The 23,214-nt window shown below is 58.8% G+C and carries 29 protein-coding genes and 1 pseudogene; 7 read left to right on the top strand and 23 right to left on the bottom strand.

Translation table 11 applies throughout. The annotated features are described in order from the left end of the window. Window positions 1-35: 35 nt before the first annotated feature. The gene (locus EQW76_RS11595) at window positions 36-2,258 is read right to left on the bottom strand and encodes a cation:proton antiporter (RefSeq protein WP_142824558.1); all 2,223 of its coding nucleotides are present in this window, start codon (window positions 2,256-2,258) and stop codon (window positions 36-38) included. Between the two features lie 317 nt (window positions 2,259-2,575). Between EQW76_RS11595 and EQW76_RS11590 the strand changes: the two genes are divergently transcribed. After that, on the top strand, window positions 2,576-2,851 hold the full coding sequence (locus tag EQW76_RS11590; protein ID WP_142824557.1) for a hypothetical protein: 276 nt from the start codon (window positions 2,576-2,578) through the stop codon (window positions 2,849-2,851). A 22-nt stretch (window positions 2,852-2,873) separates the two neighbouring features. Here EQW76_RS11590 and EQW76_RS11585 read toward each other — a convergent pair whose 3' ends face one another. Together EQW76_RS11585 and EQW76_RS29675 are read right to left on the bottom strand one after the other, a co-directional pair. Beyond that, window positions 2,874-3,374 (bottom strand): regulatory protein RecX, encoded by a 501-nt coding sequence (locus tag EQW76_RS11585; protein ID WP_224127913.1) that lies wholly within the window; start codon window positions 3,372-3,374, stop codon window positions 2,874-2,876. Between the two features lie 212 nt (window positions 3,375-3,586). Then, window positions 3,587-3,778, bottom strand: a pseudogene (locus EQW76_RS29675) (cold shock domain-containing protein); the annotation flags it as partial. Between the two features lie 247 nt (window positions 3,779-4,025). Here EQW76_RS29675 and EQW76_RS11575 point away from each other — a divergent pair. The 3 genes from EQW76_RS11575 (at window position 4,026) to EQW76_RS11565 (ending at window position 9,407) form a co-directional block, all read left to right on the top strand. Beyond that, entirely contained in the window at window positions 4,026-6,326 is a 2,301-nt protein-coding gene (locus tag EQW76_RS11575; RefSeq protein ID WP_142824554.1) for an FdhF/YdeP family oxidoreductase, read from the top strand. Between the two features lie 164 nt (window positions 6,327-6,490). After that, the gene (locus EQW76_RS11570) at window positions 6,491-7,495 is read left to right on the top strand and encodes a Tim44 domain-containing protein (RefSeq protein WP_142824553.1); all 1,005 of its coding nucleotides are present in this window, start codon (window positions 6,491-6,493) and stop codon (window positions 7,493-7,495) included. A gap of 628 nt (window positions 7,496-8,123) precedes the next feature. Next, window positions 8,124-9,407: a hypothetical protein gene (locus EQW76_RS11565; protein ID WP_142824552.1), complete on the top strand. Its 1,284-nt coding sequence runs from the start codon at window positions 8,124-8,126 to the stop codon at window positions 9,405-9,407. A 59-nt stretch (window positions 9,408-9,466) separates the two neighbouring features. Here EQW76_RS11565 and EQW76_RS11560 read toward each other — a convergent pair whose 3' ends face one another. From EQW76_RS11560 to EQW76_RS11530, 7 genes are read right to left on the bottom strand one after another with little or no spacing between them, the layout of a single operon-like run. Continuing rightward, window positions 9,467-9,715, bottom strand: coding sequence for a hypothetical protein (locus tag EQW76_RS11560; protein ID WP_244616963.1), 249 nt, complete (start codon window positions 9,713-9,715; stop codon window positions 9,467-9,469). A 19-nt stretch (window positions 9,716-9,734) separates the two neighbouring features. Then, window positions 9,735-10,064, bottom strand: coding sequence for a hypothetical protein (locus tag EQW76_RS11555; protein ID WP_142824551.1), 330 nt, complete (start codon window positions 10,062-10,064; stop codon window positions 9,735-9,737). Further along, window positions 10,058-10,261, bottom strand: coding sequence for a hypothetical protein (locus EQW76_RS11550; protein WP_142824550.1), 204 nt, complete (start codon window positions 10,259-10,261; stop codon window positions 10,058-10,060). The genes EQW76_RS11555 and EQW76_RS11550 overlap by 7 nt, the downstream gene beginning before the upstream one ends. Next, window positions 10,258-10,938 carry a hypothetical protein gene (locus EQW76_RS11545; protein WP_142824549.1) on the bottom strand — a complete coding sequence of 227 codons (681 nt, stop codon included), beginning with the start codon at window positions 10,936-10,938 and terminating at the stop codon, window positions 10,258-10,260. The genes EQW76_RS11550 and EQW76_RS11545 overlap by 4 nt, the downstream gene beginning before the upstream one ends. Then, window positions 10,935-11,192: a hypothetical protein gene (locus EQW76_RS11540; RefSeq protein ID WP_142824548.1), complete on the bottom strand. Its 258-nt coding sequence runs from the start codon at window positions 11,190-11,192 to the stop codon at window positions 10,935-10,937. Before EQW76_RS11540 ends, EQW76_RS11545 begins: the two co-directional genes overlap by 4 nt. A gap of 42 nt (window positions 11,193-11,234) precedes the next feature. Next, window positions 11,235-11,618: a hypothetical protein gene (locus EQW76_RS11535; RefSeq protein ID WP_142824547.1), complete on the bottom strand. Its 384-nt coding sequence runs from the start codon at window positions 11,616-11,618 to the stop codon at window positions 11,235-11,237. Then, entirely contained in the window at window positions 11,615-11,953 is a 339-nt protein-coding gene (locus EQW76_RS11530; protein WP_142824546.1) for a hypothetical protein, read from the bottom strand. The genes EQW76_RS11535 and EQW76_RS11530 overlap by 4 nt, the downstream gene beginning before the upstream one ends. A gap of 131 nt (window positions 11,954-12,084) precedes the next feature. On the opposite strand from EQW76_RS11530, the gene EQW76_RS11525 reads away from it, so the two are divergent. Beyond that, a complete protein-coding gene (locus EQW76_RS11525; RefSeq protein ID WP_142824545.1) occupies window positions 12,085-12,330 on the top strand; it encodes a helix-turn-helix transcriptional regulator in 246 nt (81 codons plus the stop codon). A 33-nt stretch (window positions 12,331-12,363) separates the two neighbouring features. Beyond that, window positions 12,364-12,804, top strand: coding sequence for a hypothetical protein (locus EQW76_RS11520; RefSeq protein ID WP_142824544.1), 441 nt, complete (start codon window positions 12,364-12,366; stop codon window positions 12,802-12,804). Between the two features lie 55 nt (window positions 12,805-12,859). On the opposite strand, the gene EQW76_RS11515 is transcribed toward EQW76_RS11520, so the two are convergent. Then, entirely contained in the window at window positions 12,860-13,441 is a 582-nt protein-coding gene (locus EQW76_RS11515; RefSeq protein ID WP_142824543.1) for a hypothetical protein, read from the bottom strand. Between the two features lie 273 nt (window positions 13,442-13,714). Between EQW76_RS11515 and EQW76_RS11510 the strand changes: the two genes are divergently transcribed. Further along, the gene (locus EQW76_RS11510) at window positions 13,715-14,116 is read left to right on the top strand and encodes a helix-turn-helix transcriptional regulator (protein WP_142824542.1); all 402 of its coding nucleotides are present in this window, start codon (window positions 13,715-13,717) and stop codon (window positions 14,114-14,116) included. 33 nt (window positions 14,117-14,149) lie between these two features. Here the strand turns inward: EQW76_RS11510 and EQW76_RS11505 are convergent, their stop codons facing one another. The 12 genes from EQW76_RS11505 to EQW76_RS11455 all read right to left on the bottom strand — a co-directional run bounded on the left by EQW76_RS11505 (window position 14,150) and on the right by EQW76_RS11455 (window position 23,038). Continuing rightward, the gene (locus EQW76_RS11505; RefSeq protein ID WP_142824541.1) at window positions 14,150-14,605 is read right to left on the bottom strand and encodes a hypothetical protein; all 456 of its coding nucleotides are present in this window, start codon (window positions 14,603-14,605) and stop codon (window positions 14,150-14,152) included. Between the two features lie 77 nt (window positions 14,606-14,682). Beyond that, window positions 14,683-15,048 (bottom strand): hypothetical protein, encoded by a 366-nt coding sequence (locus EQW76_RS11500; RefSeq protein WP_142824540.1) that lies wholly within the window; start codon window positions 15,046-15,048, stop codon window positions 14,683-14,685. Between the two features lie 84 nt (window positions 15,049-15,132). Continuing rightward, a complete protein-coding gene (locus tag EQW76_RS11495; RefSeq protein ID WP_142824539.1) occupies window positions 15,133-15,627 on the bottom strand; it encodes a DUF4411 family protein in 495 nt (164 codons plus the stop codon). Continuing rightward, entirely contained in the window at window positions 15,627-16,790 is a 1,164-nt protein-coding gene (locus tag EQW76_RS11490; protein ID WP_142824538.1) for an ImmA/IrrE family metallo-endopeptidase, read from the bottom strand. The genes EQW76_RS11495 and EQW76_RS11490 overlap by 1 nt, the downstream gene beginning before the upstream one ends. 234 nt (window positions 16,791-17,024) lie before the next feature. Further along, on the bottom strand, window positions 17,025-17,336 hold the full coding sequence (locus EQW76_RS11485; protein WP_202617164.1) for a hypothetical protein: 312 nt from the start codon (window positions 17,334-17,336) through the stop codon (window positions 17,025-17,027). A gap of 18 nt (window positions 17,337-17,354) precedes the next feature. Then, window positions 17,355-17,660 carry a hypothetical protein gene (locus EQW76_RS29350; RefSeq protein WP_202617163.1) on the bottom strand — a complete coding sequence of 102 codons (306 nt, stop codon included), beginning with the start codon at window positions 17,658-17,660 and terminating at the stop codon, window positions 17,355-17,357. Window positions 17,661-17,664: 4 nt separating this feature from the next. After that, a complete protein-coding gene (locus tag EQW76_RS11475) occupies window positions 17,665-17,943 on the bottom strand; it encodes a hypothetical protein (protein ID WP_142824537.1) in 279 nt (92 codons plus the stop codon). Window positions 17,944-18,018: 75 nt separating this feature from the next. Next, window positions 18,019-18,192: a hypothetical protein gene (locus tag EQW76_RS29030; RefSeq protein WP_153816511.1), complete on the bottom strand. Its 174-nt coding sequence runs from the start codon at window positions 18,190-18,192 to the stop codon at window positions 18,019-18,021. Window positions 18,193-18,310: 118 nt separating this feature from the next. Further along, window positions 18,311-18,664 (bottom strand): hypothetical protein, encoded by a 354-nt coding sequence (locus EQW76_RS11470; protein ID WP_142824536.1) that lies wholly within the window; start codon window positions 18,662-18,664, stop codon window positions 18,311-18,313. Between the two features lie 212 nt (window positions 18,665-18,876). Next, on the bottom strand, window positions 18,877-20,700 hold the full coding sequence (locus EQW76_RS11465) for a hypothetical protein (protein ID WP_142824535.1): 1,824 nt from the start codon (window positions 20,698-20,700) through the stop codon (window positions 18,877-18,879). Further along, window positions 20,700-22,805, bottom strand: coding sequence for a phage tail tip lysozyme (locus tag EQW76_RS11460; protein ID WP_142824534.1), 2,106 nt, complete (start codon window positions 22,803-22,805; stop codon window positions 20,700-20,702). The genes EQW76_RS11465 and EQW76_RS11460 overlap by 1 nt, the downstream gene beginning before the upstream one ends. After that, a complete protein-coding gene (locus tag EQW76_RS11455; RefSeq protein WP_142824533.1) occupies window positions 22,805-23,038 on the bottom strand; it encodes a hypothetical protein in 234 nt (77 codons plus the stop codon). Before EQW76_RS11455 ends, EQW76_RS11460 begins: the two co-directional genes overlap by 1 nt. Window positions 23,039-23,214 lie beyond the last annotated feature (176 nt).

The following is a 23,214-nucleotide window of genomic DNA, read 5'->3' as shown; positions in this document are numbered from 1 at the left end:
ATCATTAGGTTCCCAATCGAATCCGCGGACCCGCCTTACTCGGTTTCGAAAAACACGAAGGACCGGTCCGCAGCTTCCAGCAGGGTATCGGCAATTGCGCCGTAGGAAAGCCGCTCCCCTGCCCTGCGGCTGACACCGAGCACGATGAGGTTGTAATCGCCCTTGCGCGCATGGCGAAGGATCGACAGCTCGGGCGCGGCCCCTTCCTGAACGATCTTGCGGACCTTGACCCCGTTGTAGAGAGCGATCTCGTCGATCTTCTTGAACGCGGCCACATGGGCATTGCTGGCGTCACTGACGCGCGGCAGCGAGCGGATCTGCTGCGGTTCGCGGATATAAAGCACCGAAATCTGGCACTCCGTCGCCTTTGCAATGACGAAAGCAAGCTCGGCGGCGCGCGTCGAACGTTCCGTGCCGCTGATCGGCACCAGGATGCGCAAATTCTTGTCGACCGGCAGTTCGCCCCGCGAGGACACGATCGCCGTCGTTCCCCTGAAGGCCGATGTCATGACCGACAGTTGCTCGTGGAAGCCACCGGCAGTATCGACCGTCGGCTCGACTCCGATGAACAACAGGTCGTGGCCCTTCTCCGCACCCTCGCCGAGGATCTTGCGCAGGTTGGCATCCTTGATTTTCGTAGTGATATGGATGTCGGTAGTTTCCGGCTGGTGCGGATCGGTGGTCGTTGCCACCGCGTCGTCGGCCGCAGCCTTGACGCGCTCTGCCCCCTCCTCGGCCCGGGCGACGGCTGCCTTCGGATCGCTATCGCCGGCAGCTTCCGGCTTTGCCGCCGGAGCCTCCTCGCCGATGATGTCGAGCACCGTCACCGGTGTCTTGCGCACCGCAGCGAAATGGCCGGCAATGCGCGCGGCCAGATGGCTGCTCGCGGAAACGTCGATCGCCAGCAGGATCCGTTCAAATTTCTGCAGGAAGCTGCGCTCCTCGAATTCCTCCTGTTTCAGCCGCTCGCGCTCCTCGTCGCGCATCGGCAGACGCGCCAGTGCCCAGCGCAGCGTCGGCGGCATTGCCATGGTCGTCACCACGGCCATGGCGACGATGACCGAGAACAGTCGCTCGTCGAGGACGCCGACGGAGAGACCGATAGTGGCGACGATCACTTCCGTCGAGCCGCGCGCGTTCATGCCGCAGCCGAGCGCCAGCGCTTCGGCATTCGAAAACTTGCCGATCTTGGCGCCGGCAAAGGCACCACCGAACTTGCCGAGGCTGGCAATGACGATCAGTCCGACGGCGAGCATCAGCGTCGAGGGATCGCCGAGCACGCTGAGGTCGGTATGCAGGCCGGTAAGCCCGAAAAACACAGGCATGAACAACGCCGTCGTCAGCGCCCGCAGCTGCTCGTCGATCTGGCGCGTCAGTATCGGCGATTCGCCGACCAGGATACCGGCCACGAAAGCGCCAAGTACCGTGTGGACGCCGATAGCATTGGTGATGATCGCCATGCCGCCCATGATGGCAATGATCGCACTCAGCACAGGCAGGTCGCTGCGGAACCGGTCATTGGTGAAGCGGATGATCTCGAACACCAGTTTTCGGCCGATGGTAAAGCTGAAGGCCATGAAGGCCAGCGTGCCGATGACCGCCTTGGCGAGCGTCGGCAGGTCGACGGCACCCTTTTCCGCCAGGCTGAAGGTCACGGCAATGATCACCCAGCCGACCGTATCGTCAATGATCGCCGAGGCGACGATCAGTTGACCGATGTTCCGGCGCATGAAGTCCATCTCGCGAACGACGGAGGCGACGATCTTTACCGACGAGATCGATAGCGCAGTACCGAGAAACAGCGACGTCACCAGCCGCTTGCTGGCATCCGGGAGGAACTCTGCGGGGATAAGCTGCCCCAGCGCGAAACCGGCGGCAAACGGCACGGCAATACCGGTCAGCGACACGCCGAGGGCTGCCCGCCGCAGCCGCTTGGCGAGCCCGAGATCGGTTTCCATACCGGCCAGCAGCAGCAGGAACAGGATACCGAGCTGCGCCACGGCATCCGTCATACTCTTCTGTTCGGGAGACGTCGGGAAGATATGCGCCTGGGCATCTGGCCAGATCTGGCCGAGGATCGAAGGGCCGAGAATGATGCCACCGATGATCTGCCCCATGATCGATGGCTGGCCGATCCTCACCATGGCCTCGCCGAGCAGGCGGCCGACGACCACGAGGATGACGATCTGGATCAGGAACAGACTTTCCGACGCGCCTCCCTTGGCGCCCTCTTCAGCAAATGCAGTTGCGGGCGCCATGAAGAAGCAGGCCGCTGCCGCTGTCTGTAGAATGCGATTTCGGGAGAGGTCGGATAATCTGGGGAAACGTATCAATAAGAAAGCCTCGCTATGTCTGCCAGCAACGTCGGATGGGACGCCGCGTTCCCTGGCATTAGCCTTGCAGATGGGTCGTATCCAGAAAAATCAACCCGGTAATCTTCCGCTGGCGTTGATGACTGCCGGCGCCGGCCCGCCGACCGGAACCGCGCATCAAAGCCGCAGCCGCGAGAGACACCCTTGCATAGAGGCTGCCCGAAGCCTAAATCGGCGCTTGCACAGACAGGATCGGAGACCAGATGAACCCGCTCGCCAAGCCGCAACGCGAAGGAAAATATCGCGACAGGGATATCGACTGCCAGGAGGCTTTGGAAAAGGCGTTCATGGAAATCGCCGGCGTCCAGTCCAACACGGTGGTCGCCGCTGCCGGCGGCACCATGTCTCCTGCATTGGCGGCCCTGGCGAAAAGCGCCGAGGCCGTCGGCTGGTCGCTTGAAGAGGCAGAAGTCGCCATCAGCGAACTGGCGCAGAACCTGCTGGATGAAGACGCTGCCGGCGCCGGCGAAGAGGAATAAGCAGATGTCCGAAGCGACGCCGTCAGCCTGCCAGGATGGCGTCGGCTTCGTCTGCACTCATCTCGAAGACCGCATTGCCGATCGTGAAGCCGAACCCGTTACGGGCGAACGCCGATAGCTCCTTGGCCTTGCGCTTGTCGTCGGCCTCTCCCCGCCGGTACGGGCCGAAGGCGCGCTTTCTGGCAAAGACCACAGCCGCATAGAGATCGTCGGTATCCTTGAGTGCCGAAGCAGCGACGTCCGTATCCACACCCTTTGCTGAGAGCGTCTGCGCAATGAACCGCTTCGACTTGCCGTTGCGCACGGCAGCATCCGTCTTCTGGCGGGCATAGGCGCCGTCATCCAGCGCCTTCTGTTCATAGGCCAACGCGACTGCCGCAGCGGAAATTGCACGCAGTTGGTCGCCTGTGATGTCTTCGAATTTCGCCTTGGCTTTTTTGACGATAGCTTCGGAAAGCTCTTTTTCCGTCATCATCCGCCGCTCGAGACGGGAGAGCGTTGCATTGCGCGTCCACGCCAGCATCCGGGGCGTTGGGACTGAACCCTGGTCCTCTTCGGGGACTTCCGGTGGACGCGCCCTGGCCTTCGGAAATTCGATCAGAATCGCCGCAGACCCCATTCGCGCTCGAATTCCGCGTCGGCATCGATTTCCTGAACAACAACAGGGGTAGGGCTGCGTTTCTGCTGCACGGGAGCCTCGACCTTGGCAACAGGAGCAGGCGGCGCGATCATCACCAGGTTCTCGGCGAAGACCTTGCCGTTCTTGTCGCCCAATGTGTATTCCAGGGATGTGCCGGGTTCGAGGGGCGGCAACTTGGCTTCCTCGATTTTCCGCAAATGCAGGAAGACATCAGCGCTGCCATCGTCCGGCGTGATAAAACCATAGCCCTTGGTTACGTTGAACCATTTCACCTTGCCCGTGGCCAAATCCGGCTTTCCTCATTCGCTGCAAATCATTTAACCCATAGTGGCACTACGGCCGGCAAAATTCAACGCCATGACCGTTTGAAGCCCCGAGTAACCGCGATTATTGTTACTATCCGGCACAAGAAATACGTCGGTTGCGGGTGCGCGGTCGCCGCTTCGTGACTGGTCCTTCGTCAGAGCTCAACTATAATGCTTCGAATACGGCGGAGATCGCCTGTAGAACCATCGACGAGGAAGAGGAAGCACCGTGAGCAAGAAGCGTCCCGAAGGCATCGAAACCTACGACGCGCCGGCCGGCGGCTGGGGCGCATTACGCGCCGTCGCCAAGACGCTCTCCCAGCAGCAGGTTGTGGCGCAAGGCACGACGACGTTGCTGAAAGCCAATCAGCCCGATGGCTTCGATTGTCCGGGTTGCGCCTGGCCGGACCCGAAACACACCTCCTCGTTCGAATTCTGCGAAAACGGCGCCAAGGCCATCACTTGGGAATCGACGGCAAAGCGCGTCGGTCCCAGCTTCTTTGCCGACAACAGCGTAAGCGATCTCTGGCACTGGACGGACCACAAGCTGGAAGGCGCCGGCCGGCTGACCCATCCGCTGGTCTACGACCGCGACAGCGACCGCTATGTGCCGATTGAATGGGACGAAGCCTACCGCCTGATCGGCGCCGAACTGAACAAGCTGCCTGATCCGCACATGGCCGAATTCTACACCTCGGGCCGCGCCTCGAACGAGGCTGCCTTCCTGTTCCAGCTCTTTGTGCGCGCCTACGGCACCAACAATTTCCCCGACTGCTCGAACATGTGCCATGAGGCGACCAGCGTCGGACTGCCGAAATCGATCGGCGTCGGCAAGGGAACGGTGACGCTGGAGGATTTCGACCACTGCGACGCGATCTTCAGTTTTGGCCACAATCCCGGCACCAACCACCCCCGCATGATGGGAACGCTGCATGAGGCAGCCCGTCGTGGCGTACCGATCATCGTCTTCAATCCGCTGAAGGAGCGGGCGCTGGAGAAATTCGCATCGCCACAAAGCCCGGTAGAGATGGCGACCTTCTCCTCGACGCCGATCGCCTCCGCCTATCACCAGGTCCGCACCGGCGGCGACCTGGCTGCCCTGAAGGGCCTGATGAAATCGATCTTCGAGCGCGATGCCGCAGACCTCGCCGCCGGCGGAACGGGCGTGCTGGATCGCGAATTCATCGAGACCCACACCGTTGGCCTGGAAGCTCTGAAAGCCGATATCGACGCCACCAGCTGGGACACCATCCTCGAGAGCTCCGGCCTGACGCGGGCAGCGCTCGAGAGCGCGGTCGATGTCTACCTCAATGCCAAAAAGGTCATCCTCTGCTACGGCATGGGCATAACCCAGCACGCCAACGGCACCGCCAATGTCCAGCAACTCGCCAACTTCCTGATGCTGCGCGGCAATATCGGCAAGGAGGGCGCCGGCATCTGTCCGCTGCGCGGCCATTCCAACGTCCAGGGCGACCGCACCGTCGGTATTACCGAGATCCCGACCAAGCCGCTGATCGACGGCATCGAGCGTGCCTTCGGCTTCCGCCCGACCATGGACAAGGGGCACAATGCCGTCGAAGCCGTCGAGGCAATCCGCGACGGCAGGTCGAAGGCGCTGATCTGCCTCGGCGGCAACTTGGCCGTCGCCATGCCCGATCCCGATGCCACCTTCGCTGCCATGCGCAAGCTGGATCTGGCGGTCCACATCACCACCAAGCTCAACCGCTCGCATCTGCTCTTGGCAAAGACCTCGATCCTGCTGCCGGTCTTCGGCCGTACCGACCTCGACACCCAGAAATCCGGGCCGCAATCGGTGACCGTCGAGGACTCGATGTCCATGGTGCACGCCTCACGGGGCTTCCTCAATCCACCAAGCGAGCACCTGCGCTCCGAACCCTCCGTCGTTGCCGGCATGGCAAAGGCGACCCTCGGAGATCGCTACGGCATAGACTGGGACGGCATGATCGAGAATTACGACCGCATCCGCGACAAGATTGCGATTGTCTTCCCGGATTTCCACGACTTCAACGCCCGCGTCCGCGTCAAGGGCGGCTTTCGCCTCGACATTCCAGCAAGCTATCGCCAATGGAAGACCGAAAGCGGCAAGGCAACCTTCCTCGTTGCCCCCGGCGTCGATGAGGATCCGCGCCTGTCCAGCGATAGCGTGCTGGTGCTGACGACCCTGCGCAGCCACGACCAGTACAACACCACCATCTACGGCATGAACGACCGCTATCGCGGTGTGTTCGGCAGGCGGGATGTCGTCTTCATGAACAAGGACGACCTTTCCGCACGTGGCCTCACGGAAGGCGACAAGATCGATATTATCGCGGCCCCCTATCCGAACGAAAGCCCGTCGGCCGGCAAGACGGTGCGTGGCTTTACCGTCGTCACCTACGATATCCCCAAGGGCTCGGTGGCCGGCTATTACCCGGAAATGAACAGCGTCATCGCGCTTGGCCATTACGACCGGAAGTCCGGTACTCCGGCCTATAAGGGGGTGCCGGTCGAGGTGCGTCGCGCCGTCTGACCACACGGGCAAGGCTTTCCATCCCGACTGGCCCGCAGCAGGGGACAGTGGGGATGGAAGTCACAAAAAGATCCCCGCAAGGAGAATCGCCGGGAGAGCTTAAAACTGTGATCTGCAGTCCCTATATGAGGAACGTCACAGTTCCGTGCCTCATAGGAGAAGCAATGTCCGCTGCCTCGCGTTTCGCCAAATTCGCTCTTATCGCCGTCGTTTCAGCGGCCAGCGTCTTTGCTACCATCGGTGATGCGGATGCCCGGCGCGCCGGCGGCGGCATGAGCTTCGGAAGCAGAGGCACCCGCACCTATACGGCGCCGCCAGCCACCAGCACGGCCCCGACCACTGCCGCGCCGATCGAGCGCTCGATGACACCCCAGACCTCGCCGCAATTTCAGCCGCAGCCTGGCGTCAACGCGCCCCGCACCGGCGGAATGTTCGGTGGCTTCGGCCGCTCGCTGCTCGGCGGCCTTGCCATCGGCGGCCTGCTCGGCATGTTCCTCGGCCACGGCTTTGGCGGTGCTGCCGGCTTCCTCGGTATGCTTCTGCAGATCGCCATCGTGGGCGGCCTGATTATGCTTGCGATGCGCTTCTTCGCCAATCGCCGGCAGGGTGCAGCCTCACCGTCGGCAGGCAACGCCTATGCCGGCCCGTCGCCAATGACGCCGTCCTTCCGCATTCCGACCTTGGGCGGCTCAGCTTCAGGCTACGGTTCCGGCAACGCCGCGCCGAAGACCTCGGCCAAGCCGAGCGACGAAATCGGCCTGTCGCCAACCGACTACAGCCGCTTCGAGGCCCTGCTGACCAAGATCCAGACCGCCTACGGCGCCGAGGACTATGGCGCCATCCGCGCCCTGACGACGCCTGAAGCGATGTCCTATCTGGCCGAAGAACTTGGCGAAAACGCCACCAACGGCGTCCGCAACACTGTATCGCAGGTGAAATTGCTGCAGGGCGACGTATCCGAAGCATGGCGCGAAAATGGTGTCGACTATGCGACCCTCGCCATGCGCTATTCCAGCATCGACGCCATGGTCGACCGCAACAGCGGCAAGCTCGTCGACGGCGACGACCGCAACCCGAGCGAATCCACCGAACTCTGGACCTTCACCCGCAAACCCGGCACCGAATGGCTCCTCTCCGCCATCCAGGGCACTGAGCCTGCAAGGCACTAAGGCGAACTGCGATCGCGGCCGGGGATCAATCCCGGCCGCATGAGCATCGGCAGAAAATTGCGATAACGTGCAATGGCCTGTGAGTGACACACGCCAATCTCTTTAGTGAGCACATCAGCAAAAAAACTGGAAAATAATGCGAGCTACCGCAGATAGCCGCTAAAGATGGCGGAATCCAAATCAGGAATTGGCGGAGAGGGTGTCCGAAGAAGCCCTTCCCTAACTAACTGTAACTACTGGTTCTTTATGGAGAAATAATTCTGTCCCCACTTTTATCCCCACTTTGGCGCGCGGTCTAGGGCGAACTGCCACGTAAAATAAATCTCAACTCCATCTGGCGATCGAATCAAAAATTGGCGCTTTGAAATGCTTTGATTTGCTTTAGCGCAAACGCGACTCATCGGTCTTTGCGATCCACGATAACGCGCTCTGCGGCTTTGGACTGGAGTTCAGCAACCCTCGCTAAAATGCTTCATTTGCGTTCATTCGAGCCTTCGAAAAGCGCGCTCGAAGTTGGTCTCCTCAGGAGCTAGGCGTTGGCTCCACTCGACCCTCAATCAAGAGAGGATATCTTGACTCGGCGCGTCGGCTTCGGCGTCATGCATGAAGTTGAGTGCTGGACGGATCGATGGACGACATAGGCAGAAAACTGAGTCGGGAAGAGCTTCACCAGCTTGTCTGGTCCACACCAGTGCGGAAGCTGGCAGATCAATTCGGTCTTTCCGATCGGGGGTTTGCTAAAATATGCGAGCGACACTTGGTCCCCGTCCCGGGTAGGGGATACTGGGCAAGGCTTGAGGCCGGCCAACCGGTAAAGAAGACGCCGCTTCGTTCTGTCGAAAATACTGATCTGCATACCGTGTACATCAACACGTCGGCCAGGACTCCGACACCTTTCATCGCGTCAGTCATTGAGGAAGCGAGAAAGCAAGCGACCGAGCGGCACGTCGAAGCTGTTCCTCATCCATCATCATCTCAAACCGACGTACCTGGCCCGAAGCCGGCTGTGACGGAGCCGACAGAGCTATCAGCGCCAGCGAGGTCGAACGGCACTATCAAAAAAGCCCAAAAACAGTTGACGAACTCAAAGGCGGATGAGTGGGGCATGATATCCACCGCCGGCATACGAATACACGTCTCTACTATGGACCGGGTTATTTCGTTCCTGACCATTTTGGTTGCACACCTCGACAGGCAAAAAATCAGCGTTCTCGTTTCCGACGACTCAATTCAACTTTCGCGAGGTGAGGATGTGCTTCGAGTTGAATTAATGGAGGCAAGGCGTCGCGAAAAACACGTGCCAACGCCCGGCGAGCTTGAGCGGAAAAGCAAAGCGCAAAAGGCTGCCCGGGGCGGATGGCTTTTCAGTCTCGAAAGTTTTTGGCCCGAATATGACTATCTTTACCTTGGTACCCTCTCAGTTGAAATCCAGAATTGGGCTGAAGGCGCGAGGAAAAAATGGTCCGATGGCAAAAATCAGAAGCTGGAAGGGCTCGTCGATGCCATCGTGGAGGGAGTTCAATTCCATTTCGACTACAATAAAGCATACCGGGAGAAGTCGGCCGAAAAGGAGCGTAATCGACGCCACATGGCGAAGCGTCGAGAATTGGCTGGGTTGCGTGCGAAGCGCGAAGACGAGCGCCTGGAATTCCTTCAGGAAATCGCCGAGGCTAGACGAGAGGTCGATAACCTTCGAAAAACCATCTCGACGGTTCCGAGTAAAGAACACCTGCCACCGGACTACCAACGCATGCTCGCCTGGGCGCAAACGCGACTGGAGGAGCTAGAATTTAACACCTCGATCGAAAATTTGCAGGAAGCTTTGGAAGAGCGGAAATTATTTTCTGAGCCTGATGAACTTTACGATCCAGAGGGAGAGCCCGCGCCAAAGCAGAACTACTGGGACGATTAATATTCGATTCAAACTTCGCTTTTATTGATTCAAAAGTACGGAGTAATGGGGGGAGTGCATCACTCGGCGAAGTGCCAACGCTCCGGTGCTTGCTCGGCTAGGCCGCCCTCGTCGCCTATGCCATCCTCCGCCGGATCGCGCTCGCGCTCGTCGTCCAGTTCCCGGTCTTCGGCGTCGGGAAAGGTGTCCGCGAGATACGGCTCCATGTTCTCGTCGCCGTCGATGAGGTCAAGCAGCGCTATCAGCTCCTCGATCCGCTGTTCGATCATCGCCCGCCGGAAACTGAACACTGCCTCGCGAGCTGCCATTGGCACCTGTAGCATCCGATTAGCTCGCATCGGCGTTTGCCTTCATGCCGTCGGCATCGGCCTCCCCAAGCAGCGACCGGAGGAAAGGCGCAAGAACGTAGCTGTTGTCATCACCGACTGTGTGGATGCAGTTGCGAACTGTGTCGAAGGCGTTGGGGTCAGAAAGCACGAAGGCAGCTTTCTCCCAAACCTCATCGAGGGTCTTGCACGGAAAATACAGGACGGCGTTTTCAGCGAGTTCGTATGCGTCCCATTCTGGAGACGAACCCGCGTTGGGGTCCTCCTGATCGAAGAGAACGAGCCAAGCGCGCTGGGCGGCGAAATATCGGGCGATGAGGTCCGTCAGCATCCTTGTTCCTCCATCTCATCCACGACGATATGGGCGTCGCGGGTTTCTGTCTTTGCCTTCTCGATGATCAGGATGAAAGCGCAATAATCTGCGCTGTCGCCTTTGCTTAACAAGCAGTCTGCCATCATATCCAAAGTGTGCAGATAGCTATCGGCTGCACCCAGGGCGTCGCGAAGTCTTGTGGCGTGGCTTTTCATCGCGATTTTCTCCTTTGGTCAAATATCGCTTGATTGGCTTTGGCATCTTTCGCGGCGGCGATAATTGAATCGAATTCGCCGTCCGCTTCGTCGACCTTCCAGTGGAGAAGAAGTTTCAGGACTAGATCGGGGTCGCTCGCCATGTCGACCGGCTTGGCCTGAAGCGTTTCCATCGCGCGGCGACGTTCCGCGGTCAGGAAATTGGCGATGGCGTCCAAATATTCGCCCGAGGCATTTAGAACCCTGCCGTTGCCGCACTGAGGCCGGCGCATCACACCTTGAATGGCTTCGATCGCCAAGGTGAGCCCGTCGTAGACGCCCAGCCACCCGAGGCTTTTGACCGATGAAAGGTCTAAACCGTCGGCCATCGACATCTCAGCATCGGTAACTGCTTGTCGAGCCGGGTTGTCGAAATATCCGAGAGCTGCCGACAGCATGCTGCCGATAGTCTCGACGCCCGCGAAGGACTGGGTTTCCTGCTTTGCAAAACGGAGAGCTGCTATCGCTGAGCGATAGGTCGTGGCCGGCTTGTCCCAGGTCTCAAGCTTGCACAGATGAGGCCCGAACGTTTGATCCCGGTGAAGATCGGAGTCCTCATCGCTTTCATGTTCACGCGAATTGAATTCTGCGACGCCTTTATGGAAGGCGTCGAGCGTGGCCAAGAGTTCGTCAGTCATTTGTTCCTCCCAGCCATATAGGCATCAAAGTTGAGATCGAGGTTCTGGGCGAACTCCATGGCAACGCTGGTGACGTTCTGAGCTTTGTACAGGCTCAGTTTCATATCCTGGCTCATGCCGTGGGCTGTGATGTCGCCGACAAGGTCATCAGCCACTTCGAGCAGGCTGCGGAGCCTGGAAAGATCAGCCTGCAGGTCGTTGATCGTGGGAGGTTTGGCCATGGCTTCGCCATCGGCCGGAAGGGTGTTCGGCATCGGTATCTCCTATGGTCGGTTCATGATGTGGGCTGGGCCGGCCTATTCCGGCGGCGGGGCAGCGCCGGCCAGTGGCTTCTGTGTGGGCTGCCGGCCGGCAAACTCGCCGGAGAGCATGCGGGCAACGGACATCGCGTATTCGTTGACCGCCCCCATGAAGCCGACCACAAGCCCGCGGCTGACGTCGGACCTGATCATGTCGAGCACGATGGGCCCGAGCAGGCTCGCATTGCCGTTGGTCGGGTGCCGGCCAAGATAGTCGAGGTACTCCGCTGCCAGCTCGCGGCCGCGCTCACAGTCGCTGGAATAGCTGCCAGTCGGTTCCGCGGTCCAATACCGATAGCCCCGACCGTTGCCGATCCTGGCCATGAATGAAAGAGCGTCGGCAGCGCAGACGTCAGCCACAGTGGTTTCGCTGGTTTTCATTGGATCACCCCTCCAAGCATTTCGATTTCTGCAAGCACCGCCTGGCGGTCGCCTGCGATCCGCATCTTCCATGGACGGGCGTCAACCCGCATCAGCTCGATCGTGAGTTCCTGCACCCGGTCGGCGGCGCGCTGCCGCATAGTCTTCTTGGCGTCGGCAATCCGCTGCTTTGCCCAGGCCCATGCAGTGCGAAGGCACTGCGCAAACAGCTTGCGGCGACCGGCCGCATAGGTTGGCCGGCTCAAGCGAGTCTCGCGGCGGTAAATCGCCCACGCTTCGCTCATGATGGCGGCAACATTGAACTGAGGAGCTAGGGTGTTAACTATGTCTCTCATTTTCCTACGGCCTTTTAAAGTTTTCAGGTGAACCCTTTTGGCTTATGTGTAAGATGATATAGCTCTCAACAGCTCGCACGTCAACTAATTTAGTTCACGGTCGTGCTATTTTAGATTACATGAGGATTTTGATGATACAGGCTGAGCAAATACGGGCCGCCCGGGCGCTTCTGGGCTGGTCGCAGCAGGACCTTGTTGAAAAGAGCGGGCTGTCTTTCACGACAATCAAGCGAATGGAGAGCATCGGTCCAGGACGTAGCGCTGCCGAGAATGTCGCGGCCGTTCAAAAGGCTCTCGAAAGCGCCGGTGTGACCTTTATTCCGGAGAACGGTGGCGGTGCAGGTGTCAGGATGGCAAAGCCCCGTGACACCGAATAGGCTGATAACCGACAGGCATGGGAGGCCACCACAATGGATGTAGAAGACAAGCCCGCTACTCGGAACGAGACACTCTTCTCCCTCTACAAGGAGATGCTTATTGAAACGAGTAAGCATCAGTTTGAATACGGTAAATGGCTACTGGCTTCACTGCTGGCGGTTCATGGCGGCTCACTGCTTGCAATCTCCCAAGCTGGCGAAGCAAAGCAGCGCCTGTATCAGGCTTGCGGCCCTTATCTCATTTATGGTCTGGCCTCTGCTCTTCTCTCTGGTGGGCTAGCTTGGATCAACTTCACAGCTGTTCACGCGATCTATTTCAATTTCGTTCACCAGGTTGCTGAAGGCAGGCCGGCCGAAGCAGGTAAAAAAGCGGCTTGGTTTTCGAACGTGACGTTTTGGCTCACCCCCATTGTCGTGGCCGCTTCCTTGGGGCTGTTCTTGTACGCTGCATTTAAGGCAACGAGCATCTTGTGACTCTGGCTTGCGATCTGGATTCAATCGCCATCAGCGCCAATCGGCTTTGCGGCATCTATTTCCAATCAGCCTTCAGGTCGCCGAAGAGCGCATTGATCGCTCGCCCTATATCACGATGATGGATATGGCCGTTGTACCAGTTGGCCTTGGCGAAATACCCCCTGCTTCTGATCAGTTTATCCAAGTCAGGCATGGTATAGTTTAGCTCTCGACATCTGGTCCTGATTTGATCGAGAACAGTTACGCCAGTTGGATGAAACGGCTTTGGAGCGCGATGGATACCGTGTCGCTTGGCGAGATTTGCGATTTGGTCCCACGTCCTGCCCGGCATCAGCGGCATCAGAACTTCTCGCTCCGCCGTTGGGTAAAGACGCCGGACGACGGAAAGCTCCCTAGCTGTGTACGGTGGGCGTCTTGTCACAAGCTCAAGCGTTCGCGCTCGAGTACGACAGGCGAAATAGGTACGATGGGGAAGAGAGCGCCGAATAGCTTGGTAATCTGGGAAAGTGGTCCGAACGACCTCATCTTCTTCCGCAGTCCAGACCTTATCGCCCTTCATGGTGACGCCCTCCCGTTTGATCGTCCGCCGTGCCCGCTCGGCTGATTTCGCATTCCTGGTCAAATCGGCAAGTGACATGGCAGCTCTCCTCCTACCAATCGACGCCCGCTTGCCCGAGATGACGAATCCATTTCGGCTGAATCCCCGCTATCCACCGGCCGGCTGTGGAAAGGATGTGCGTTTCCGAAAGTGATTTGCTTGTGCGGGTCGGCGCGAGTCGCCCCTCATTTTTGAATATAGCGGGCTAAATTGTGCACTCAGTACGCTAGCATCTTGCGCACTCAGGACACATTCGTTATAGGTTGCTCGCATCGGGGCAAATTCTGACCCCGCTAAAACGGAAGAAATCCAATGAAACCTGACGATTTTAAAAGATGGCGAACAGAAATGCATTTAAGCCAAGAGGCTGCTGCGGACGCCCTTGGCATTTCCCGTAGTTCAGTCACGCTCTACGAGGCTGGTCAGCGGCGCGATGATGGACGCCCAGTAGAAATCCCCACTACCATCGCCCTTGCCTGCTCTGCTCTCGAACTGAGGCTGCAGCCATTCGGTGAAACGCGCGTCGGAACGACGAAAGAATTCCGTTTCGTTGTCAGCGCGCCAAATGACTTGGATCATTTCACGGTCGATACGGTTGTGAAACATGCTGTTGATGAGCACGATGCCTTTTGTCAAATGCTCAAGCTACAGCGACACATTGGAGATGAACCGTTTGTTCGCGCGCTGCAGAATCTAAGGCTGGTTCGGGATTAATCTAAGGGCTGTCCCGCGTTAAAACCCACCTGTTTAGAGCGAGAACAGAAAGGCACTCCAGGAGGAAGGTGTGGGGAAAGTATTTCGTTTTGTTTGAATGTCGGCGATTTGCGCTGGATTCAGAACCGTTAGTGTCTCAACACGCCAGAGAATGCGAATATACAGTATGTAACTCGCGATAAAAAACACAATCCTCACGAAAACAGAGGCATAGGCGATAAACTCAGGCCAGTGCTGCTGGTCGACGCGAGGAGTGAAGTAGATTTGGCCCGCACCGAATACAAGAAGCCAAAATAGCAGAAATAAATTACCAATACGTGCTAATCTTCGTAGGATTAGCATATATTTTATTGCGAGGATGCGAACCTCTAGTGATGCCGCAAATGTTGCGACTACCGCGAATACAAGGCCAAAAATACTGAAAACAATCGCGTTGCCCGCATCCCAAAACTTGTCGACGTACAATACCGCTAATTCATGATCACCCATTATTCGTTCTCCAGCCTATAGGGCCAAAGTGCAAGAATGTGCATTGGAGTCAAGTCGGGCGTGAGAGCCTTGTAAAGTTATGGACTCGCCTGGCTGTTTCTATCGACAGTAAAAACCAACAGCGAAACAACAATCCAACCGCCGGCGAGTTGCCAACTGCTGACAGAGCTGATCGATCCGTCAGTCGGTCCATATGCCACCGTCAAGCTAACTTCCATTAGAAAGCCAATAATAGGCATAGCCAGTACACCACAAACGGCCGAAAGCGCTGAACTTTGGACAGTATCCCTGGGGCTGCTCCATACATACCCCCACAGCACGAGGCCTAGCGTCAGGGCAACTATCGCACCCGTTATATCAAACGGACCAGGCGTGACAAATATGGTCACAGAGACCGCCACAACCCCAGCCGTTAGTGCTGCGACATCTGTTTGATTGCTCAAATATCCCTCCAATACTCATGAATTCATTATTTTCAGCAAAGTTTAGGGTATAAACCAACTCGCCCTTAGCCTGGTTCAGGTTATTCAACGCAGCGTAAATGACGCTGACATCTGGCGCAGAGCGTCGAACGTATCAAGGCAAGGCACTCCAAAGTTTGCGCAGACGTTTGGGATCATAACCCGATTTTTTGCGCTCGGCTGGGCGACCGTTTCGTGCGTAACGATTGTGGCTCCCAATGTAATCGCTTTGGCGATGAGCCAAGGATCGGCTTTTGACAGGAATTTTGCGACCGCGGATGCTGTGTAACCGGCATTCGAAACGTGGTCCGCGACCTCAACGAAGTTGCTCTGGGTAGCGTCGTCGTCGACGCGAAGGAACCACGCCGCCTCGTTTCGTGCAGTTATCCAATCAGCCAGATCATCTCGACCGTCAATCAACTCGTCCCTGACTTCCACAATCGATGCAACGTCATTGGCGCAAACGTGGTCGATCCAATCCCAGAAGCCGGGGCAAATGTCGAACCCATAATACCGGTTCTTTGCTTCAATGAAGATGTTGCTGTCCAAGAGAAACTTCATCAGGCAGCTTGCCTTTTACGATGAAACTTCATGATAGCCGCCGGCTGAGTGTTCAGCAGCGCAGCCGCTTGGCGCAATAACATTCGGCCGGATGCAGCCTCGCCTACGACAGAGTTCGTGAAACGAGAACCGTTTCGGATTGGTAGGACCTTATAAAAATCTCCGCCCCCACCAGCTTCATCGTCACGTACCCAACGCTGAGCCTCCGACGCGAAGAACCGCCCATACTGATCATCGGTGCACTGGCCAAGGTCAAACGCTCGACGAGCGATTACAACGCGACTGACTTTGAAAAACCGAGAATTGCTGTCGACGTTATCGATGAAAGACCGGTCAGCATGCCATCTTTCAAGGAAACGCGCTTCGGGAACCAGGAATTCCGCTGCAATTGCGTTGCACTTTCGTTCAAGAGCGCGATGCGTGCCGTAATCAGTTTGCCCGATGTTGACGTTGGAGACGCCGCTTTGTCCCAACCAGATATGTGCCAGCTCATGAGCAAGCGTGAATATTTGCGCAGCCTTTGCGTCTCGGCCATTGATAAATACCAATGGTACCGTTCGATCGCTTATCGCGAATCCTCGGAATTGATCAACGGAAAGCGGGCGATGGGTATTGCTGCCAACAATTCCGTTTCTCATCACCCAAATACCTGCACGTTCGGCCGATTTCATGAGGGCGGAGAGGTAAGCCTCCCAAGACGCTGCCGCTGGCGGCTCGCTTTCCGGACCGAATAGGACCAATTTCATGCTCTCAGAGACCTGAATAGCGTCTGCAGATACGTCGAAGCTTCCGACGAAGGGAAGCTCCGTTCCATCAATCTCGGAAAGATAGTCTCGGTACCAGTCCCGCTTGAACAAGACATCCCTGAGAAGGTCACGGAAATTCAAGTCGAGATTTCGAGCAGGATCGCCGCCGACGGTTCGAAGGTCGGGCAGACCCATCTCTTCATCCGGGGCGCGTCGCAAGAACAGAAATCCGAAAGGAACGTGTAGTGCCGACGCGGCTTGCTGCGCCTGCCGGAATGTTGGTTTGTCTGCGCCGTCGAGCCAGCTTTGGGCGCGATCCGGCGTGACCTTGAGGCGTTCGCTAATAGCCTCAGCGTCTAGGCCCGCGCGTTCGCTGGCCCACGCGAGCATGGCTGGATTGATCTGCGCCTTCGCCATTTTTTTAAACGTTCACCCCTGTGAGCGGCATTATGCACAAACAGTATGGAGGAGAAACCTTGCGAGAGGATTTCCAACAAAGCTTTCTGTATTGCGAGACTTGATATAGGCGATCAGGGCGCTGGGTATAGGTCGATGTCACATGCTTTCATCTATTTCACGAGTGATGCAGCGCCTCCAGGCGGTCCAACTGCTCGATCGTCTTCGCCGGCTGTCACGATCCAGACTGGGCACCTACTGCGAATGTCCGCCGTTCTGCCCAGAGATTATGATTGCCGTCAATTCCTCGTCTGTCAGATCGCGCACTCGTCGAGCGATGAGCGGGTTTTCAGGATCGCCACCGATCTGCAGCGGCAGCACCTTTCCCAGAAGCGTCATGAATGGGCCGGGGTTCTCTTTCGCCTGGGTGGTTAGGTAATCGACGATATCGCCACCGCCGGCATTCTCGGCAGCCTTCAGGATGGCGTCTTTCAATACGCTGGTCATCTTGTTCGGTGTTCCTCTCTGCCGGCCACCCCGGCGCTCCCCTGGCTTCGATCCGCGCATTACTATCTCCCGACTACTTTAGCTGTCAGCACGAAGGGCGGCGGCGACAATGGCGTCTCGCTGCTCCTTCGTCCTCTGGACGGTGGTCACAATGGCAGTGACTTGCATCGGTAGCACGCGACCGAGCAGCGAGGCGAATGCCCGCGGCTCCTCCTTGGCCAGGAAGGCGCAGTAGCCCACCAGCCCGCCTTTGCCTGCCTTGTCCTCGCCGGTCATCTCGGCCGCCATGAGGATGGCTTCCTTCAAAGCGGCCGTGGTCTTGTTCAGTGCCCCCTGTGGCCGACCCATGCCGGCGCGCGTCGGCTTGTTTCCAGTATTCGTCACTATTTTAATCCGCCTCTGTGTCGCGCCGCTGGCCATTGAAGATGATGGTCGGAACAAGCCTCCCTTCCGAATCCTCTCCGACCAACGCCTGGGTGGCTTTCCCGTCGAGGCGATCGGCCAGTTCCTTGATGGCCTGCATGTCGCCCTCCTTGGCCTTGTCGATCAGCTTGCCGGCGATGACCCGGAGAGCCTGCTGATTGTCGCCAGCCTCCGCCAAGGCCATCCGGAGCGCATCCCGGAAAGGCTTCTCTTGCTTCCTGCCGCTGTTTGCGTTGCCTGCCATTTTAAAATCCATAAGTTGTTGACCGAGTTGATTGCTGGATTTGTCACGCATGGTGCCGCGGCCAGCGCCGCTCATCTACTGAACCGTGTCGCCCTCGACCCCGTACTCAGCAAGCCACTCCTCCTCAGTCATTGGCTTGCTGAGGATGACGAACTGCGTTTTGGCTTCGACATCCACCTCGATCGAGCTGAGGTCGGGCAAGGCCTTGCGGAGCAACCCGAGACCTGCAGACACCTGTGTCGCGCTCATATCTCGCTTGCCCTCAACGTGCTCAATCAACGCTCTGAGAATGTTGCTGTTTCGGATTTTACCCCGGTGCTCGTCCGACATCTCGAAACCGGGTTTTCTTCCTCTGCTCATCTTGCCCTCACTGGATTGTTGTCGGCGTCATGTCGTCGAAGAAACGGCGGTCGCCGATCGGCACCCCAGTAAAATACTCCAGGGCGTTGCCTGAGGCCGTCAGAAGGGTGACCAGATAACCCAAAAGCGTTTTTGCGGCCTCGGGATCGTCGACGGATGCGATGCCAGACTTCGCAAGCGATATGGCGAGCGCATGAAGCGTCACGACGTCTTCGACGGTAACCGCTTGCGACGGCAGTGTCTCGATTACTGCCCGCAGCACGTCGACGGACAACGCTCTTTGAGGGCCATCCCCCGTCTTGCCTTGATAGGCGATGAATTCGAGCAGACCGCTCAAGTTCTCCAGGCTCAGTTCATGCATCTTTTCACCTCGATCAAAATGCGGCATGGTGGGGCATGAGCGCTCCGATCATCAACCATGACCCAAACGAACGGCCGCGGCGAAAGCCATTCGGCTGGATATGGTGGCCGGCACTGGCAATGCTGGCCTTCCTTTGGTTCGGCCAATGGTATCTCGATGGGTTCCATTGGGGAGAGGTCGGGCTCGGCTTCATGAGCGGTGCGTTCCTTGCCCTATGGTGCGTTGACATGACCGTCTCTGCGGGGCGTCACCGTGACCTCTAGCGGCGGCCGTGGGTCTTGACCCAGGATGCGCGGGATAGCGTTGGCGTCGATCTGGCTTATCGCATTGATGAGGCTTGCTCTGGTCTCTGCCGATAGGTTTCCGGTGAGTAGCTGGTTCCGGAGGTACGCCTGCCCGCCCTCTGACATCATCATGCGTCCGACGATTTTAGGGATTGCTGCTCCGGCGACAGCGCCGCCCACCCCCATGGCCGCCCCGCCGGCTGTCGTTCCGGCAATACCGCCCAAAGCTCCGAGAAAGGTGGTTCCAAGGTTCTGAGCGTTGAGCCGGCCCGCGGTGCCGGAGTTCGGCAGGGGCTTCATGACGCCTTCGCCGGCTCGCGCCAATTCTGCGAAATCGCCTTGGCCGCGCGCATACTGCCGACGGCCCTGGCTGGCTATCGTGGCGTTTCGCAATGACGATGGAGATATGAGCCCCTGTGCGGCATTCTCACCGGCACCGGTGGCCGCCTTTTCTACAACGAGCAAATTTCGGTAGGTGTTTCGAGCGTCACGGAACACGCCCAAGTCATTGGGGTTTGTCGCCGCGATGCTACGCTCCATTCCATCGTCGAGTGCATCGCGCATGCCGTTCAATGCTTGGCCGAGCTGCGGGTCGGCTGTGCCGCGGGCCGCGCGGGCCAGGCGGGACCGAAGCGCCTGGTATGTCGCGCCGTCGAGCGTTCCGCCGTTGGTCAGGGCATTGTTGATATCGCGCATGGTGTTTGCGACGATTGGAGCACGCTGACTCGGTGGGGTGAGCTGCATATACTCCCGCCAATGATCGACGAAGTCGGTAGAAAGCTGACGGTCGGGCACAAGGGTGTTCGCCGCGGTGACCTGGTTGAATTGGTTGCTGTTCTGGGTGAAGGCGTGATCAACGACGTCGGGGGTCGCCCGATCGGCATTGACGCCAACGCGACGGAGAATGGCAGAGGTGAATTGCTCACCCTGATTGCTCATGGCGTCTTCGGCTTGCTGGCCGCCGATTTCGCTTTCTGCATATCGAAGGCCGCGATTGCCGGTCGCCTGTCCCGCGGTGACGCGAACACCCTCGTTGCCAAGCTGGTCAACGAGCGCCTGGCGCTCCGGGTTGATCGTGAAGGGGGAAACGGTCCGCCGAACGGAATTGACCACTCCTGAAAGTGCCAACGGCAGCGCCGTGCCCAGAGCCCCACCGGACTCCGCCCCGGTCATAGCACCGTGTAAGCGGTTATCGGTGCCTTCACCTTGCCCGAAGCCTTGGACGCCGCCGGCAATACCCCCGTCAATGGCAGATGCCAGCGTCGTTCTGCCTATCCCAGCTCCCGCATCTGCAGCTCGAGCTGTCAGGCTCAGTCCCGATCGGGCTAGACCGGTACCGGCACCAACGGCACCGGCCACGTTGCCAGCAATATTCGAGACAGGGTGCGCGGCCGCTACCGCCTTGTCGCTGTTTCGACCATCCGCCAGGGCTTGGTCATATGTCTTTGGATCGCGCCAGGGCAGATGACTGCCGGCGGCGTCAACCGCAGCGCCGATTTCATCACCAAAGCCGAATGTGGCCGCGTTGACAATACCGCGCCCGAAAGCGTCGATCGATCCCGCGATGCCGGGCTCCCCTGCGGCTGACGGCGGCGGGGGAGTCGACGGCTGCGACGAGAAGCCAATCTTGGCGTTGAATTGCTCTTCCGGCATGTCGGAGTAAAACTTTTTGTGTAGCGCCGACGCCAGGTCGCCGTCCGACATGTCATGGTACTGCGGATACTTCTCGCGGATGTCTGCAATGGTCGGCATTAGCGGATACCTAGTGGATCGGGAGCATCTGACGTGGCGGGGCTGGTGTTTGTCGACCCGCTCGCCTTCTGGCGGGCGCGTTGAATGCCGGTGGAGACGATGTCGCGCAGCTCCTGAAGAGCCTCACGATAGTCTGTCTCGTTTTGCGCTGTGTTCAGCCTTCCCATTGCCTTGGTGGCCTTCTCGCCCTCGACTTCGGTGATCTGACCGCCGCCGCGAAGGGTGTTGTAAGCCTGGAGGAACGACTGACCACCGATCTGGTCCATCTTGGATTTGACGCGCTCACCATCAGAGGTGAGAGTCGGCAGGCGACTGTTGACCGGGCCAAGCATGCTCGGAAGGTAAGGGTCTTTATCCAAGCTATCGATCGTCGAAAGCATTTGGTTGGCAGCAGACTCGATTTGCGGCAGGGCCGCTTTCGCCTCTGCAATGTTCTTCCCGGTTGTCTCGGCTTCGGTTTTGCCTGTGAGGTCCTTCGGGGTGTCGGTGATAGTCGCACCGGTCTTGGTGTTGATCGTCCGCGTACCGGTGCCCGTGTCGATATTGCTGACGCCGGGGGTAAGCTTGACCCCATTGGGCAACGCCACTTGCTTCAGTCCGCCGCCCTTGAGAGGCTGGAACGCCACGGTATTGCCGTCGCCGTCCTGGCCGTAAACGAGGTTTAAGCCAGCCTCCTCGCCGCCGAGGCCTGTCGGGTCCTTTGCGTAGTTGCCGACCACTGTCGCGCCGCCTTGCTTGTCGGTCCTGATCAGGTCGCCGTTCTTGGCCATCAAGAAACTGAAACCCTGCTGCTTGCCTGCCCAAACCTCCTTGCCGATCGATAGCCCCAGCTCGCGGGTGTAGGGGTTGGTAATCAGGCGACCGAGCATGTCGCCCGTGACCGGGCTTGCTTCAGCCGGGGCCGCCACAGCCGGCGAGACATTCTGCGCCATGTGCTGAGGGACTGCAGCTTGCGGCGGTGGCACCAACCGTGTGTTGGGCGTCGACGGCGTCGGTATCGCAGAGTCGCGAGCCGGTTGCCCGCGGAAAGCCGTTGTTACCTGCGGGTCTCGATACTGCTGCTGGCTCGGATCGGGATTGTTCAGCCCCAACTCAGTCAACATCGCCGTCGGCGAGGCCGTGGCTGGATTGACCGGTGCGGGAGCGGCCGGCGAACCGGCTTGGGGGCCGAGACTGGCTACCTGGGTCGGGCCGGGACCGTCACCTTGTTCCATGTCTGGCTCAGTGACCGGAGGACCGCCACGGATACCGGGAGGCGGAGGCAGAGCAGACGCTGTGACGGGAATGACAGGTGCCGCGCGGGAGACCGGTGCGAGACCGCCGTTTGGCGCAGGGCCAACCGAAGCAGGGGCTGCGGTGGCAACGCTCGGCTGCTGGTTGGCGAACTGGGTGGCATAATAGTTTTGGGTCAGCGCCTGCCGTCGGGCTGCCTCGCCGCCCTGCTGATCGTATCCGCCGAACTTCCAGGCATTCGCCATCAGGGTTGCGGCCTCTTGCGGGCTCTTAGCTGCGTTCAGCCGCTGAATGAGGCTGGGGTCTTCCTGCACGAAAAATTTGGCCTGCATTTGCGGGCTGATGTTGCTCGGGTCCTCCCCCTGCGACTGGGCGAAGTTGCGGAGATTGGCGAGGCGTTCGTTTCTCCAGGACATGATGCCACCCGCGGTTCCAGCCTGACCGGAGCGCGACGGGTCAGCCCATGCGGCATTCACCTTCGATGGGTCCCAACCGCTTTCAGCGCGACCCGTCGCGGCAACGGCTGCCAGACCATAGGGATTGGTCAACCCAGCGTCTTTCACGGTGCCGATGAAGCCGCTGTAAATATCGTTCGGCTCGGCGCTCACTGCACCTTGAGCTGGCGGGATGGCCGCGACTGTGGCTGCGGTTCCCGCCGTTGGGGCGGCACTAGCCGCAGGGCTTGTGTTCTGCCCGCCGAGCAGGCGGGACAAAAGGCTCTGTGGCTTGGGACCGCCGTAAAGTGCGCTGACGTTCTTTCTGGCTTCGACCTTGTCGATCCCATCAGAGATTTCGCCGCCGAGCTTGCTCAGCCATGAATTATCGACTGCGGGAAGTGCGGCGATCGGAACGCGGAGACTTGCGATTGCCATCAGTGCGCTCCCATCGAAATGTCGCCTGGGCGGAAAAGGCCGGAGAACTGCCGGCCGGATGCCTTCAGCTTCTCGGCGGCGGCCTGAAGAACGTATTCGTTTGCCGTCATGCCGGCGCGGTTGGCGGCATCGAACAAATTATCTCTGAACGTTTCGGTCACGTTCGCGCCACGAAGAGCGACGGGAACGCGGCGCTCTCGGGCTGGCGTTGAGGTTGCCGCTTGTGCGGTCATCGCTTTGCTCCTTATTTTGTGCCTAGTATCGCACCGGGCGTTGCATTGATCACCACTGCACGTTCGGCACTGGTTCGCATCCGTTGACAAAATCAGGGCTCAAACCCTGTGAAATCAAAGATGCGAGTCACTTGAGGACAAGCGCGGTTTCCCGCCCTCAGGAGTTCGAGCGCTTC

The sequence above is a fragment of the Rhizobium sp. rho-13.1 genome (assembly GCF_007000305.1).
Lineage (GTDB): Bacteria > Pseudomonadota > Alphaproteobacteria > Rhizobiales > Rhizobiaceae > Rhizobium > Rhizobium rhododendri.
The sequence above is the reverse complement of the archived record's forward strand: the minus strand, read 5'-3'. Positions and strand labels throughout refer to the sequence as shown.